General features: G+C 74.1%; 13 protein-coding genes. 9 read left to right on the top strand and 4 right to left on the bottom strand.

Annotation, left to right across the window (positions count from 1 at the left end; genetic code table 11):
- Positions 1–143: 143 nt before the first annotated feature.
- From JQX11_RS00470 to JQX11_RS00450, 5 genes are all read left to right on the top strand, one after another.
- Positions 144–3,137, top strand: a complete 2,994-nt coding sequence (locus tag JQX11_RS00470) for a helix-turn-helix transcriptional regulator (protein ID WP_204922933.1) — start codon at positions 144–146, stop codon at positions 3,135–3,137.
- A 116-nt stretch (positions 3,138–3,253) separates the two neighbouring features.
- Positions 3,254–4,024: a DUF5995 family protein gene (locus JQX11_RS00465; RefSeq protein WP_204922932.1), complete on the top strand. Its 771-nt coding sequence runs from the start codon at positions 3,254–3,256 to the stop codon at positions 4,022–4,024.
- 74 nt (positions 4,025–4,098) lie between these two features.
- Entirely contained in the window at positions 4,099–4,848 is a 750-nt protein-coding gene (locus tag JQX11_RS00460; protein WP_204922931.1) for a phosphotransferase, read from the top strand.
- A gap of 65 nt (positions 4,849–4,913) precedes the next feature.
- Positions 4,914–5,324: a hypothetical protein gene (locus tag JQX11_RS00455; protein WP_204922930.1), complete on the top strand. Its 411-nt coding sequence runs from the start codon at positions 4,914–4,916 to the stop codon at positions 5,322–5,324.
- Positions 5,325–5,423: 99 nt separating this feature from the next.
- The gene (locus tag JQX11_RS00450) at positions 5,424–7,532 is read left to right on the top strand and encodes an APC family permease (RefSeq protein WP_232376981.1); all 2,109 of its coding nucleotides are present in this window, start codon (positions 5,424–5,426) and stop codon (positions 7,530–7,532) included.
- Positions 7,533–7,809: 277 nt separating this feature from the next.
- Here the strand turns inward: JQX11_RS00450 and JQX11_RS00445 are convergent, their stop codons facing one another.
- The 4 genes from JQX11_RS00445 to JQX11_RS00430 form a co-directional block, all read right to left on the bottom strand.
- Entirely contained in the window at positions 7,810–8,016 is a 207-nt protein-coding gene (locus JQX11_RS00445; protein ID WP_145919792.1) for a hypothetical protein, read from the bottom strand.
- Positions 8,017–8,210: 194 nt separating this feature from the next.
- Positions 8,211–9,374: a helix-hairpin-helix domain-containing protein gene (locus tag JQX11_RS00440; RefSeq protein ID WP_204922929.1), complete on the bottom strand. Its 1,164-nt coding sequence runs from the start codon at positions 9,372–9,374 to the stop codon at positions 8,211–8,213.
- Between the two features lie 199 nt (positions 9,375–9,573).
- Positions 9,574–9,921 carry a TcmI family type II polyketide cyclase gene (locus JQX11_RS00435; RefSeq protein ID WP_204922928.1) on the bottom strand — a complete coding sequence of 116 codons (348 nt, stop codon included), beginning with the start codon at positions 9,919–9,921 and terminating at the stop codon, positions 9,574–9,576.
- Complete coding sequence (locus JQX11_RS00430) at positions 9,918–10,802, bottom strand: AfsR/SARP family transcriptional regulator (protein WP_204922927.1); 885 nt, start codon at positions 10,800–10,802, stop codon at positions 9,918–9,920. The genes JQX11_RS00435 and JQX11_RS00430 overlap by 4 nt, the downstream gene beginning before the upstream one ends.
- Positions 10,803–11,159: 357 nt before the next feature.
- Between JQX11_RS00430 and JQX11_RS00425 the strand changes: the two genes are divergently transcribed.
- The 4 genes from JQX11_RS00425 to JQX11_RS00410 are packed head-to-tail and all read left to right on the top strand — an operon-like array spanning position 11,160 to position 14,824.
- Positions 11,160–11,867, top strand: a complete 708-nt coding sequence (locus JQX11_RS00425) for an SRPBCC family protein (RefSeq protein ID WP_204922926.1) — start codon at positions 11,160–11,162, stop codon at positions 11,865–11,867.
- The gene (locus JQX11_RS00420; protein WP_204922925.1) at positions 11,860–12,264 is read left to right on the top strand and encodes a cupin domain-containing protein; all 405 of its coding nucleotides are present in this window, start codon (positions 11,860–11,862) and stop codon (positions 12,262–12,264) included. The genes JQX11_RS00425 and JQX11_RS00420 overlap by 8 nt, the downstream gene beginning before the upstream one ends.
- A complete protein-coding gene (locus JQX11_RS00415) occupies positions 12,261–13,529 on the top strand; it encodes a beta-ketoacyl-[acyl-carrier-protein] synthase family protein (RefSeq protein ID WP_204922924.1) in 1,269 nt (422 codons plus the stop codon). Before JQX11_RS00420 ends, JQX11_RS00415 begins: the two co-directional genes overlap by 4 nt.
- The gene (locus JQX11_RS00410) at positions 13,526–14,824 is read left to right on the top strand and encodes a beta-ketoacyl synthase N-terminal-like domain-containing protein (RefSeq protein ID WP_204922923.1); all 1,299 of its coding nucleotides are present in this window, start codon (positions 13,526–13,528) and stop codon (positions 14,822–14,824) included. Before JQX11_RS00415 ends, JQX11_RS00410 begins: the two co-directional genes overlap by 4 nt.
- The last annotated feature ends 283 nt before the right edge of the window (positions 14,825–15,107 follow it).

The following is a 15,107-nucleotide window of genomic DNA, read 5'->3' as shown; positions in this document are numbered from 1 at the left end:
CTGTCACCACCGGGCTGACGGGGGATCTGCCGAACGACGTATGTCGGTCGGTCGCCACCTTTAGTCGCAATATCGACGCGAGAGGTACCAATGCCGGATCCAGCCCGTAGAACGGTGCGGGGACCTGTGACTAGGCTGCGGACATGGCCAGCGATGTGGACACCGCACCGCTCGTCGGCCGCGCCGACCAGCTGGCGGTGCTGCGCGCCGCGCTCCACGACGAGATCGGCCCCGGGCAGACCGCCGCCGTCTTCGTCACCGGTGAGAGCGGGGTGGGCAAGACCCGGCTGCTCACCGAGGCCGCGGCGCGGCTGCGCGACGCGGGGGCGGTGGTGCTCACCGGCTCCTGCCTGGACATCGGCGACGCCTCACCGCTGCATCCGGTCCTCCAGGCGTTACGCCGCTTCGACGCCGACCTCACCGCCGGCCAGGCCCGCACCTCCTCGGCGGTGCGCGGTCTGCTGCGGACGTTCGCCGAGGACAGCGGCGGCGCGGACAGCGCCGGGGCGCTGCTGGAACGGGTCTCCCGGGGGCTGAGCCTGATCGCCGAGGGGCGTCCGCTGGTGCTCGTCCTCGACGACCTGCAGTGGGTGGACCGGACCACCCGGCAACTCCTGCTCTATCTGCTCGCCGGCCTGGGCGACCTGCAACTGTCGGTGCTGGCGGCGGTCCGGGCCGAGTCGCTGCAGGGGGCCCACCCGCTGCGCCGGGTGCTCACCGAGCTACGTCGGCTGCGGTCCGTGCGGGTGCTCGACCTGGGTCCCCTCGACCGTACCGGCACCGACCTGCTGGCCGCCGAGATCGTCGGCGCGCCGCTCGCCCCGGAGGCCGCCGACCAGGTCTGGCAGCGCAGCGGCGGGAACCCGTTCGTGGTCGAGGAACTGGCCCGTGACCTGCGCGACGGCCACGACGGGCTGTCCGACACGCTGCGCGAGATCTTCCTGTCCCGGGTGGACGCGCTGCCCCGGCACGCGCACGCCGCGGTGCACGCGGTGGCGGCGGGCGTCGAACCGGTCGAGCACTGGCTGCTGGCCGAGGTGCTCGGCCTGCCCGAGGCGGAACTCATCGACGCGTTGCGGGAGGCGGTCGCCCACCGGCTGCTCGTCGGCGCGGACGACGGTTACCGGCTGCGGCACCGCCTGGTCGCCGAGGTGCTCGCCCACGAGCTGCTGCCGGCGGAACGCGCCGGCCTGCACCGCCGCTACGCCGAGGCGCTCACCCGGGTTCCGGCGGAACTGCACCAGGCCCGGCTGGCCCACCACTGGCGGCTGGCCGGGGAGCCCGGCCGGGCCCTGCCGGCGGCGATGGCCGCCGCCCGGGAGGCCGAACGGCTGCACGGTTTCGCCGAGGCGCACCGGCACTGGACGGCGGCGTTGCAGTTGGCCGCGACGCCGGTCACCGGGCCGGTGGACGCCCCACCCGAGGTGGACCGGGCGGTGCTGCTGGGGCGGGCCGCCGAGGCCGCCCACAAGAGCGGCGAGCACGCCCGCGCGTTGTCCCTGCTGGCCGAGTTGACCGGGGGCGAGCCACTCGACCCGTCCTGCGCGGTGCGTATCCAACGGGCCCGTTACCTGGCCGCCGCCGGTCGGTCCGCCCCCGCCGAGGCGGAGTACCGCAGCGTGCTGGAGGCCGCCGAGTGCACCGCCCGGGAACGGGCCAACGCCGCCGCCCGGCTGGCCGAGCTGCTGCTGCACCTGGGGCGGTACGCCGACGCCGGGCAACGCGCGCGGGAGGCCCTGGAACTGGCCGCGTCGGTCGACGGCAGCACCACGGAGGTGGTGCTGGCCAGCTCCGCGCTCGGCTTCAGCGAGGCGTTCCTGGAGGACCCGGACGCCGGGCTGGCCGTGGTACGCCGGGCCCTGGAGACCGCCGAACGCTCCGGCGGCCCGGAGGACGTGGCCTGCGCGTACCTGCACCTGGCGGAGCTGCTGACCGGGCCGCTGAACATCCTGGAGGAGGGGGTGGTGGTGGCCCGCCGGGGTGCCGAGCGGGTCGCCGAGCTGGGCCTGGGCCGCACCTACGAGACCCGGTTGTTGGCGATCGCCACCAACGGGCTGTTCCGGGTCGGCCAGTGGGCCGAGGCGGAGAAGGTGGTCGCGGCGGCGCTGCGGCACCGCCCGTCCGGCGCCGACGCGGTCGAGTTGCTGCTGGCCCGCTGCCGACTCTCCGTCGGGTACGGCGACATTGAGGCCTCCGACCGGGACCTGGAGGCGGTGGCGACGATGCTCGCCGGCGGTGGCGCGCCCCGGCACGTCCTGCCGATGCTGATCCTGCGGGCCGGGCTGGCGATGTGGCAGGGCCGGCACGACGTGGCCCGGCAGGCCGTGCAGCGGGGCCTGACCGAGAGCCGTTCCGACGACGTGGTGCTGTTGGGCGCGCTGGCCTGGCACGGGTTGCGCGCGGAGGCGGAGGCGCACGCGAGCCGTACCGTGGCGGTCGACGAGACGGCGGTCCGCCGGCTGCGCGACGCGGTCGACCGGGTGGCGGCCAAGAGCGCGACGGCCGCCGGGCCGGTGCGGGTCAACGCCGACGGCTTCCTGGCGTTGTGCACGGCCGAGCTGAGCCGCCTCGACGGCCGGGGTGACCCGGAGGCCTGGGCCCGGTCGGCGGCCGAGTGGGACAAGCGGAACCACCCCTACCCGGCGGCCTACTCCCGGCTGCGTCAGGCCGAGGCGTTGCTGGCCCGGCGCAGCCGCAGCAGCACGGCGACCACCCTGCTGCGGCAGGCGCACGAGATGGCGTCGAGCCTGGGTGCGGTGCCGCTGACCAGCGAGATCCGGACGTTGGCCGGCCGGGCACGGGTGGAATTGACCGGTCGGACCCAGCCCGGGGCGGGGCGGGTCCCGGCGGCCCGCAGGGGCGGTTCCCCGTCGTCGGGCACGGGTCGCGGCCGCGCCGTCGCGGCGGCGGAGACCGCGGCCGCCCCGCCGGGGGCCGACGAGCTGGCCCTGCTGACCGCGCGGGAACGGGAGGTGCTCGCCGCGGTCGCCGAGGGGCTGACCAACAGGGAGATCGGTCAGCGGCTGTTCATCAGCGAACGCACCATCGGCGTGCACGTGTCGCACATCTTCGACAAGCTCCAGGTGCGGACCAGGGTCCAGGCCAGCGCCATCCACCTGCGTAACCGGGGCGGGTGAGCGTACGTCCGGCGCGGGCGAATACGTCGTTCTACTGATCCCCGCCGTGGCCGGCGCTGACAGGCTGTGCATCGGAAACGACGGCGCGGCGCTGCCCCGACCACTGTGGAGGAGACATGACGGAACCGGTCTGGGGGCCCGTCCACGCGGACATCGTCGATCTCCTCGCCGACCACCCGGAGGACGTCCCGGCGGTGGTCGACCACCTCACCAAGCTCCAGGACCTGCTGGTGCGGCTGCCGCCGCTGGAGCGCAGCTGCCCGCTGGCCGACTTCAACCGGCTCTACCTGACCATCACCAGCCGGGTGCTGGAGGGGCTCTACGACGACTACTTCGCCGACCCGGTGTTCCTGTCCCGGCTGGACGTGGAGTTCGCCGCCCGCTACTTCGACGCGTTGCGGCTGTGGACCGAGTCCAGCCCGACCACCCCGCGCGCCTGGTCGTGCCTGTTCAAGCGGATGCGTGGCCCGGACGCCCGGCCGTTGCCGTCGGCGGCGGCGGGGGTGAACGCGCACATCAACTTCGACCTGCCGTTCGCCCTGGTGACCACGTTCGACCACCTGGAGTCCGAGCCGGTGGACGGCACCGAACAGCACCGCGACTACCTCAAGATCAACGATATCTTCGCCGACAAGATCCCGACGCTGCGGCGGGGGTACCTGGAGCGGTGGCAACTGCTCCTGGACATGCTCAACGGCGACATCGACGACTGGTACCAGGGCGAACTGGTCGAATACACCAGGGACGTCGCCTGGCGCAACGCGCAGAAGATCTGGCGTTGCCGGCACGACCCGCAGGCCCGAGACTGCGAGCGCACCCGGCTGGACGACAACGCCGCGGCGCTCGGCCGGCTGCTGCTGTCACCGCTGGGGGCGTTCCTGCAGTAGCAGCCGGGACGGGGGGTCCCCGCGCCCCGGGAAACCGGGGCGCGGGGACGCGTCCGTTGCACCAGGATGACCGGATGAGTCCGATCGAGGAGCCGCTGCCCGGCAACGTCACCACCGGCGTGGTGCGGGTCGGTGACACCGTCCGCCGGCCGGTCGGCCCGTGGACCGACGCCGTCGACGCCCTGCTGACCCACCTGCACGGCGTGGGCTTCGACGGTGCGCCCCGGCCGCTGGGCCGCGACGGGCAGGGCCGGCAGGTGCTGGAGTACGTGCCGGGGGAACTGGGCCACCCCTCGGGCCTGTACCCGACCGCGGAGCTTGCCTCGATCGGCCGGCTGCTGGCCGACCTGCACCGCGCCACCGCGGACTTCGTGCCACCCGAGGCGGCCCACTGGCAGGTGCCGATCCGCCCCGACGGCACGGACCTGCTCTGCCACCACGACCCGGCGCCGTGGAACCTGGTCCGCGCCCCGCGCGGCTGGGTGCTGATCGACTGGGACGGCGCCGGCCCCGGCACCCGCCGCTGGGAACTGGCGTACGCCGCGCAGGCCATGGCCGGAATGCGCCCCGACCGGCCGGTGCCCGACTCGGCCCGCCGGCTGCGCGCCCTGGTCGACGGGTACGACCTGCCGGCGGCGGACCGGCCCGCGCTCGCGGCGACCCTCGGCCCCCGGGCGCGGGCGATGTACGACCTGCTGCGCGACGGCGCGCGGCGCGGCATCCAGCCCTGGGCCCGGATCCACGCCGAGGACGGCCCCTACTGGCGGGCCGTCGCCGAGCACCTGTCGGCCCACGTCGACGACTGGACCCGCGCCCTGGCGTGACCCCGCGAACCGGCGTGCACCCGGCCGGCGGGTGTCGGACGGCCCGCCCGGGGTACCCGTCGGTCATGCCCGCACACCGGTTCGCGTTCCGTTTCGACCCGGCCTTCCGGGTGCCGTTGGCGCTGCTCGGCATCCGACCGCAGACCTGTGCCGTGCTGCTCGACGACGCGGAACTGGTGATCCGGTTCGGCCGCTTCCGGCTGCGGACCGGCCGGGCGAACGTGGTCGACGCCCAGCGCGGCGGGCCGTACCGCTGGTGGCGGGCCGTCGGGCCGCACCTGTCCCTGGCCGATCGGGGGGTCACCTTCGGCACGGGCACCACGGCCGGGGTGTGCCTGCGGTTCGGTACACCGGTGCCGGGGCTGGCCCCCGGCCGGTGGCTGCGCCACCCGGCGGCCACCGTGACGGTGACCGACCCGGACGCCCTGCTGGCGGCCCTGCACCGCACCCCGGCCGACCAGCACCGTTCCGGCTGACGCCCGGCCTGCGCTGACGCCCGGCTTCCCCTGTTCCGGCCGGCCGGACCGCCTCCAGCGCCTACCGTCGGGGGCAGGGGACACGAGGGCGGTCGGCGGATGGCGGACGGGCGGGACGGGACCCGGGGGCGGCGGACCCGGGAACGACGGGGGAGCGCGCCGCCGCCGGGGCACGGGCGGGCGTTGCGCGAGGCCCGGGACGCCGGCCAGGGTGAGCGCACCCGACCCGGGCCGGTGGGCCTGCCGGAGTGCGTGAACAGTCACGCCCGGCCGGCCCGGCCCGGTGGCGCGCTGCGCCGGTGGCTGTTCGCGTACCGGGTGCAGCCGGTCGGCCCGGAGAGCGAGGAGGGCAGCCAGCGCCGGCACCCCTGGTGGCAGGTGATGTGCCTGACCGGAGTCGACTACTTCTCGACCCTGTCCTACCTGCCGGGCATCGCGGCGCTGGCCGCCGGGGCGCTCTCCCCGCTGGCCACCCTGCTGATCGTGGCGCTGACCCTGCTCGGGATGCTGCCGATGTACCGGCGGGTCGCCCGGGAGAGCCCGCACGGCCAGGGCTCGGTGGCGATGCTGGAGCGGCTGCTGCCGTTCTGGCGGGGCAAGATCTTCGTCCTGGTGCTGCTCGGTTTCGTTGCCACCTCGTGGATCATCACGATCACCCTGTCCGCCGCCGACGCCACGGTGCACCTGCTGGAGAACCCGTACCTGCCGTCGTCGGCGCCGCACGGTGACGGGCTGGCGGTGCTGGTGACGGTGGCGCTGCTGCTCGTCCTCGGCGGGGTGTTCCTGCTCGGGTTCAGCGAGGCGGTGCTGGTGGCCGTACCCCTGGTGGTGGTCTTCCTCGGCCTCAACGCGGTGATCGTGGCCGACGGCCTGGCCGGGATCGCCGCCGACCCGGGCGTCGTGCGGAACTGGACGGCGGCCCTGACCGCCGGGGGGTCCGGGGTGGGCGACCTGCTCGGCCCGGCGGTGCTGGCCTTTCCGCTGCTGGTCCTGGGCCTGTCCGGCTTCGAGACCGGGGTGAGCATGATGCCCCTGGTACGCGGGGCGGGCGAGGACCGCGCACAGCGGCTGGCCGCGCGGATCCGCAACACCCGCCGGCTGCTCACCGCCGCCGCGCTGATCATGTCGGTGTACCTGCTGACCACCACGTTCGTTACCACCGTGCTGATCCCGCCCCGGGAGTTCCAGCCGGGCGGGGCGGCGAACGGCCGGGCGTTGGCCTGGCTGGCCCACGCCCGGCTGGGGGAGGGGTTCGGCACGCTCTACGACATCAGCAGCGTGCTGATCCTCTGGTTCGCCGGGGCGTCGGCGATGGCTGGTCTGATCAACATCGTGCCGCGCTACCTGCCGTCGTACGGGATGGCGCCGGAGTGGGGCCGGGCGGTCCGGCCGGTGGTGCTGGTCTACACCCTGATCAGCATCGTCATCACCGTCGCCTTCCGGGCCGACGTCAACGCCCAGGCCGGCGCGTACGCCACCGGCATCCTGGCGATGATGGTCTCCGGCGCGGTGGCGGTGACCATCGCGACCGTCCGGGCCCGGCACCGGTTCGCCGCGTCCGGCTTCGCGGTGCTCACCGCCGTGCTGCTGTACGCGCTAGTCGAGAACGTCATCGAAAAGCCCGACGGGCTCGCCATCTCCGGCATGTTCATCGCCGGCATCGTGGCGGTGTCGCTGGTCTCCCGGATCACCCGGACCACCGAGCTGCGCACCGAACGGATCGAGTTCGACGAGCCGGCCCGACGGTTCGTCACCGAGTCGCTGGCCCACGACGGCCGGCTGCACCTGATCGCCAACAAGCGCGACACCGGCGCGCTCAAGGAGTACCGGGTCAAGGAGCGGGCGCAGCGGAGCATGAACCCGGTGCCGGGCGCGTCCGACGTGCTCTTCCTGGAGATCGACGTGGTCGACCCGTCGGAGTTCAGCCAGGTGCTGTGGGTGCACGGGGTCGAGGTGGGCGGCTTCCGGGTGCTGCGGGCCAGCAGCCCGGCGGTGCCGAACGCGATCGCCGCCATCCTGTTGGCGCTGCGCGACGGCACGGGGGTCCGCCCGCACGCCCACTTCGAGTGGTCCGAGGGCAACCCCATCGCCCACCTGCTGCGCTACCTGATCCTCGGCCGGGGCGACACCCCGCCCGTGGTCCGCGAGATCATCCGCAAGAGCGAACCCGACCCCTCCCGCCGCCCCGGCATCCACGTAGGCGCCTAACCCACCCCCCTCCCCACCCGCCCTCCCGCCTCGCCCCCCACCCGCCCTCCCGCGTGATCAAGAGGTTTGCGTCACCGGAGCGCGCATCTCTGACCACAACTTCTTGATCACCGCACGACGATCGTCGATGGGCGGGCGGGGAGGGCTGCGGGGTGGGTTCCTAGGATGATTAGCGGGTGTGGGGTGGTGGGCGCGTCGCGGAACGAGGCAGGTGATCTGGAGCGGACATGACGCGGCCCGCGCCCCGAGGGGTGGGCGCGGGCCGGGGAGGTGCGGCTTACTTGGACGGCTCGGGGAGCTTGCAGTCGATCTTCGGGTTGGCGCCGATGTAGTTGAGCGGCCCGGCCACGATGGTCACCAGGATGGTGCCGGCCTCGGCACAGTTGGTGTCGTCATTCCCGTAGTAGCCGCGCTGACCAGCGGCGATGGCGCCGATGACCAGCCAGATGACGACGATGACTCCGAGGATCGACGAACCGCGCATGGGGGTGCCTCCCGGCTTGTGTGATGTTCGAGGTGACGCCCATGTACCCAACGGCCGGGACCGGGTAAACGGTATTCCGGAACGGTCAGCGCGATGATGGCCAATTCACCGACGGCGGGCCGCCGCGTACCCCGGACGACAGGGGCCGGCGGCCACGCCTCGCACGTGTCCACCGGCCCCGTCGGTTCTGCGGGTCAGCCCTGGCTGTCGCCGCCGGTCGGCGTCGGCAGCACCCGCTCGGCCTCGGCGCCCGCACCGGCCAGCACCTGCGCCTGCTGCGGCCAGGTGGCCAGGCTCGCGGTGGCACGCAGCCCGGCGGCACGGATCGTCTCCCGCAGGCTCGCCTCGTCCAGGGCGGCGAGCTGCCGGTAGCTGCGGATTCCGGCGGCCTGGAGCGCGGCGGCCATCTTCGGGCCGACCCCCTGGATACGCCGGAAATCGTCCGCCGGCTCGTCCTGCGCCGCCGCGACCTCCGTGACCGGGGCACCCGCCGAACCCGGAGCACCGTCCACGACCGGAGCACCGTCCACGGCCGGGGCACCGTCCACGGCCGGGGCACCGTCCACGGCCGGAGCACCGGCCGAAACCGGGGTGCTGTCCGCGATCGCGGGGCTGTCGGCCTCGGGGGTGCGCTGTGCCGGGATCACCGGCCCGGCGGCGACCGGGGCGTCGTCCACGTCGGCCGTACGCGGGGCGGTGTCCTCGGGCGTGCCGGCCGGCTCCGGGTCCGTCGGGGTCGGTTCCGGCAGGTCGGCCGCCGCGCTGTCCGGGGTGTCCTCGGCGGTGGCCCGGGGCGCGGGGACCGGCGCGGCGGTCTCGTCGGTGACGCTGTTCGCGGGCGCGTCGTCCGAGGCGGTACGGCCGGCCAGGTCGACGGTGGTGGGCTCGTCCGCGAGGTCCGGCAGCGGGACGGTCCGGTCGGCGGCGACCGTGCTGGAGGTGCCGTTGACGGCGACGTCCTCGACGGCGGAAGCGCCGGACTCGGAGGCGACCGAGGATTCGGAGGCGACCGAGGACTCGGAGAGGGCAGGGGACTCGGCGGAGGATTCGACCGAGCCGGCAGTGGCGGCCGACCCGGTGGTGGCCGGGGTGAGGTGGTCGGGGTCCGGCGCGACGTGCGGGGTGGGGTCGTCGACGACGGCGGCGGGTGCCGGGGAGTCGTCGACCGTGGCGGCCGGACGCGGGGCGTCGATCGTGGCGGCGGCCTTCTCCTCGGGGGTGAGCCCGACGACCGGGTCACCCTCCACGATGGGCGCGGCGGCGGTCGGCTTCTGCCGTCCCCACAGCGCCCAGCCTCCGGCCAGGCCCACCAGCAGGGCCAGGATCACGACGAGCCACTGCCCGACAGTCGACGGCACGGCTACCTCCCTATTGCGTATGTCGTTGAAGTCGCGAGGAAAACGCGAAAACCCGCCGCAGCTTTGCACACGCGAATGTCGGACGACAGGGAGGACCACACCTCGTTGCGCAGGTGGAATGCCCGGTGTCGGGCGGTATCGACGTCACGACAGGGTGTCGTCGTCGGACGTCGGTGACGGTCCGCGCCGCAGCGGCGGTTCAGCGCAGCGGCTCCGGGCTGGGTGCGTCGGAGACGTCCCAGCTGTAGAAACAGCCGGCAGGCGCGTCCCGGGGCGACCGCCAGGTGGGCAGGTACGCCGACGTGTGGGCCGACAACCGTTCGTTGGTCCGCTGGTACAGCGGGTGCTGGCGGGCGGTGACCAGGGTGTCGACGTCCACCTCGGTGGTCTCCATCAGGTGTACGCACAGGTCGTGCAGGCGGTACAGGGAGCGGTGGCGCAGCCCGGTGAGTCCGGGTAGTTCGGTCGCGTCGAATTCGGCGAAGATCTGGGCGACCCGCCCCTCCGCGCCGGGAATGATCCTGCTGACGATCACCAGACGGCTCATCGGACCCCTCTCGCCGGTGGCGCGCCCCGATCGGTCCAGGGCTCACGGTGGGTTAACCCTGGCGGTGGGGATGTCACCTCGTCGTCACGCCGTCCGGCCGGCTCGTGACGGCGGGCGGCCGGGGTGCGGCGGGTGGCCCGCCGGATCGGCGCGAGGGTCTCGTCGACCAGGGCGCACATCGCGGGGGAGGGTTCCAGGCGCAGTTCCCGCATGAGCAGGTCCCGGTAGACGTAGAAGGCGTGCACCGCCTCGAACGCGTTGCCCTCGGCGAGGTGGATGCGTACCACCAGGCGGTGCGGGGTCTCCCGCAGCGGTTCGGCGGCCATCGCCTCCAGGGCGGCCTGTAACGCCTCGCCGTGCCGGCCGGCGTCGAGGTGGTCGACGGCGAGTTGTTCGAGCATGTGCAGCCGGAGTTGGCGCAGCCGTTCCCGGTCCAGCAGCACCCAGTCGTCGTACCAGCCGGGGAGCAGGTCGCGGCTGCCGGCGGCGAGCGCGTCGGCGGCGGCGCGCGGGTCGCCCCCGTCGCGGATCCGGGCGGCGGTGGCGACCAGGTCGTCCACGTCGAGGCGGACGGCCGGGTCGAGGCGGACGGTGTCCCCGCTGACCAGCAGCGGGCAGCAGGGGTCCTGGCGCAGCCGCCACAGGGCGGTCCGCAGGGACGACAACGCCCGTTCCTCGGGCACCTCGGGCCAGAGCAGGCCGGCGAGGTTGCTGCGGGTGGCGCCGGGGCGCAGTCCGATGAGGCCGATGACCCGTTGCAGCCCCCGGGGGACCACCACGGGGGTGTCGCCGTGCAGCAGCCGGAAGCCGCCGAGCAGGTGCAGGCGTACCGGCGGGTCGGCCGGGACGTCGCTGGTCGGCGTGCTGGCATGACCGGTCACGGGCGCACCCCCCCTGCACGGAAACCTGGGTCCAGATCGTCCGGTGTCCCGACGCGGTCCCCCGCGACGCCGGGGCCGGTTCACTGTGCGGCCGAGCCCGGCCGGCCGGCACGAACACTACCAATATGATTACTCTCGGTCAACGAAAGTGTAGCCATGGTGACCGGGGTCGAATCGCCTCTGATCTGCGAACCTCCATCATGATGGACAGCTCGCGCATAGCCGGTACACAGTCTGCGTCAACGCAACGTCACCACGAAGCGGGGGCGTTGCGGGCTGCGGTGTGACGCCCGGGTGACGGGTCGGGCGGAGGGTGGCGGCTACCGGGGTGAGTCGCCCGGTGGAGGAGGACCCGAGATGACCGTCACCCACGGCCGACCGCTGACCAGCGAGATCACCGAGATCCTGGTGACCCGCTGCGGTCTCGACGCCGACGCCGCTGCCCGCGCGCCCGCCGCCAGCCTGGAGGAGCTGGGCATGGACTCGCTGGCGCTGCTGGAACTGTCCGCCGTGGTCGCCGACCGCTGGCGGGTACGCATCCCCGAACAGGCCGGGCAGCTCAGCATCGCCGGCGTCGCCGACCTGGTGGCCGACGCCGGCCCGGCCGGGCACACCGAGAACAGCATCCTCATCGCCGCCCCGCTGGCGCTGGTGTGGAAGATCACCAACGACGTGGCGCGCTGGACGGACCTGTTCACCGAGTACGCGGTGGTGGAGGTCCTGCACCGGGAGGGGGACACGGTGCGGTTCCGGCTCACCATGCACCCCGACGAGAACGGCGTCGCGTGGAGCTGGGTCAGCGAACGTACCGCCGACCCGGCGACCTGGCAGGTGCGGGCCCGGCGGGTGGAGACCGGACCGTTCGAGTACATGCGCATCCACTGGTACTACGACACCGAACCGGAGGGCACCCGGATGACCTGGGTGCAGGACTTCGCGATGAAACCGACCGCCCCGGTGGACGACGTGGCGATGACCGAGCGGATCAACACCAACAGCCGGGTGCAACTGGCCGTGATCAAGGAGCGGATCGAGCGGGTGTACGCGGGGGGCGGCGATGAGTGAGGTCACCACCGGCCTGGTCGCCGCCCGGGACGTACCGGCCGACCGGCGGCGCGGCGGGGAGCTGCGGGTGCTGCTGGGCCCGCGTACCGTCGGCAGCACCTCCGGGTTCATGGGGGTGGTGACGGTGGCCCCCGGTGACCGGGTGGCCGAGCACTACCACCCGTACAGTGAGGAGTTCCTCTATCTCGTGCGCGGCGCGATCACCGTCGACCTGGACGACGAGCCGGTGCCGCTGGCCGCCGGGGAGGCGCTGTTCGTGCCGCGCAACGTGCGGCACCGGCTGCGCAACACCGGCGACGTCGCCGCCGAGGTGGTCTTCCACCTCGGCCCGCTCGCCCCCCGCCCGGAACTCGGCCACGTGGACACCGAGCTGGTCGAGCAGCGGGGCCCGTCGTGACCGGCCGGCGGGTGGTGGTGACCGGTGTCGGGGTGGTCGCCCCGGGCGGGGTCACCCGGGACCGGTTCTGGAAGACCCTCACCGAGGGGCGGACGGCCACCCGGCGGATCAGCTTTTTCGACCCGTCGCCGTACCGGTCGCAGATCGCCGCCGAGTGTGACTTCGACCCGGACGCCGCCGGGCTCACCCCGGCACAGCGGCAACGCTCCGACCGGTACGTGCAGTTCGCGTTGGCCTGCGCGGCGGAGGCGCTGGCCGACAGCGGCCTGGAGCTGACCGACGCCGAGCGGGACGTCGCCGGGGTGGTGCTGGGCACCGCCGTCGGCGGCACGACCGCGCTGGAGCAGGAGTACGTCCGGGTCAGTGACGCAGGCCGGCACTGGCTGGTCGACCACGCCCTCGGTGGGCCGTACCTCTACCAGGCGCTGGTGCCGAGCAGCCTGGCCGCCGACGTGGCCTGCCGGCACGGGTTGCGCGGCCCGGCGCAGGTGGTCTCCACCGGCTGCACCTCCGGCATCGACGCCATCGGCTACGCCCACCAGCTCGTCGTCGACGGGGAGGCGGACGTCGTGCTGGCCGGCGCGGCCGACTCGCCGATCTCCCCGGTGACCGTGGCCTCGTTCGACGCGATCCGGGCGACCAGCCCGGACAACGACGACCCGGGGCACGCCAGCCGCCCGTTCGACGCGCACCGGCAGGGTTTCGTGCTCGCCGAGGGGGCGGCGGTGCTGGTGCTGGAGGAGTGGGAGCACGCCCGGCGGCGCGGCGCGCACGTCTACTGCGAGGTCGCCGGCTACGCCGGCCGCAGCAACGGCTTCCACATGACCGGGCTGCGGCCCGACGGGGTGGAGATGGGGTTGGCCATCGCGGCGGCGCTGCGGCAGGCCCGGCTGGACCCGTCGGCGGTCTCCTACGTCAGCGCGCACGGCTCGGGCACCCGGCAGAACGACAGGCACGAGACGGCGGCGTTCAAGCGGTCGCTGGGCCCCACGGCGTACCGGGTGCCGGTGAGTTCGATCAAGTCGATGGTGGGGCACTCGTTGGGCGCGATCGGCGCCATCGAGATGGCCGCCTGCGCCCTGGCCATCGAGTACGGCGTGGTGCCGCCGACGGCCAACTGGACCACCCGGGACCCGGAGTGCGACCTGGACTACGTGCCGAACGTGGCCCGGGAGACCCCGGTGGACGTGGCGTTGTCGGTGGGCAGTGGGTTCGGCGGGTTCCAGTCCGCGATGCTGTTCCGCCGGCTGGCGGTGACGCGGTGACGCTCCCCGCCACCGCCGCCCCCGCCGTCACCCCCGCCCCGGACGAGCGGGCGCGGGCGGTGGTGACCGGGATCGGGGTGGTCGCGCCCAGCGGCATCGGCGTCGACGCGCACTGGCGGACGGTGAGCGGGGGCATCCGGCGGACCGGGCCGATCACCCTGTTCGACCCGACCGGCTATCCCACCCGGGTCGGTGGCGAGGTTCCCGGCTTCCACCCGGCGGCCTACGTGGACACCCGGCAGCTCGTGCAGACCGACCGCTGGACCCAGCTCGGGTTCGCCGCGACCGCGTTGGCGCTCGCCGACGCCGGCCTGCCCGCCCGCGCCCCCGACCCGTACGCCTGGGCGGTCACCCTGGCCAGTTCGTCGGGGGGGAACCTGTTCGGGCAGCGGGAGCTGCAACGGCTCTGGGGTGGGCCGAGCCGCACCGTCGGGGCGTACCAGTCGATCGCCTGGTTCTATGCGGCGAGCGTCGGGCAGTTGTCCATCCACCACCAGTTCAAGGGGCCGTCGGGGGTGCTGGTCGCCGAGGCCGCGGGTGGGCTGGACAGCCTGGCGCACGCGGTGCGCACCATCCGGCGGGGCACGTCGGTGGTGATCGCCGGGGCGACCGAGTGCCCGCTGAGCCCGTATGCGCTGGCCTGTCAGCTCCGTTCCGGGCTGCTCAGCGCCGTCGACGAGCCGGCGGCGGCGTACCGGCCGTTCGACCGGGCGGCCGGCGGGTACGTGCCCGCCGAGGGCGGTGCGGTCTTCGTGGTGGAGGAACGGGAGCACGCAGTGGCCCGGGGTGCCCGGATCTACGGGGAGGTGACCGGTTGGGCGGCCACCCACGACGCGGTGCACACCGGCCCGGACACGGCCGGCGACCCGGCGACGTACGCGCGGGCGATGCGGCTGGCGTTGGCCCGCTCCGGCAGCACGCCCGACGAGGTGGACCTGGTCGTGCCCGACGCGCTCGGGGTGCCGCGGTACGACCGCAGCGAGGCGACGGCGCTGCGGACGGTCTTCGGTGACCGGCCGCCGCCGGTGAGCACCCACAAGTCGTTGACCGGCCGGGCCCACCAGGGTGGGTCGGCCCTGGACGTGGCGACCGCGCTGCTCGCCTTCCACCACGACACGCTGCCCGCCTCGGCCGGCCCGGTCGAGCCGGCCCCCGGCTGCGAGTTGGGTTTCCTGCGTGCCCCGCGCCGGCCCGAGCACCGGGTGGCGTTGGTCTGCGCGCGTGGCTTCGACGGCTTCAACAGTGCCCTGGTGCTCCGGGGTGCCGTCCCGACACCGAGGAATGCCACCGACTGATCACTGTGCGTAACGCCCGCGTGGTGTGCCCGGCCGGCAGGGAGCTGCCCGCCGGGCACACCCCTGTCCGCGTCCGGCGGGTCGTGACGACAGGCCGTCGACCGTCCATCGTGACCGGTGCCGACCTGGGCGGAGGGCCCGCCGGATCGCCCGCGTCCCCAGTGGAACGGCGGGCACGGCGAAGTCGCCGGTGGTGTCGCGGGCCGGCGTACGCGCCCGATCCTGCCCGGCCGATCGAGCGGCGGCAATCCGGCCGGCCGCCTTTTATGATCTAGCCATTCGC

This window comes from Micromonospora humida (assembly GCF_016901255.1).
GTDB classification, from domain to species: Bacteria; Actinomycetota; Actinomycetes; order Mycobacteriales; family Micromonosporaceae; genus Micromonospora; species Micromonospora wenchangensis.
Note: the sequence above shows the minus strand (reverse complement) of the source record. Positions and strands in the feature narration are given on the sequence as shown.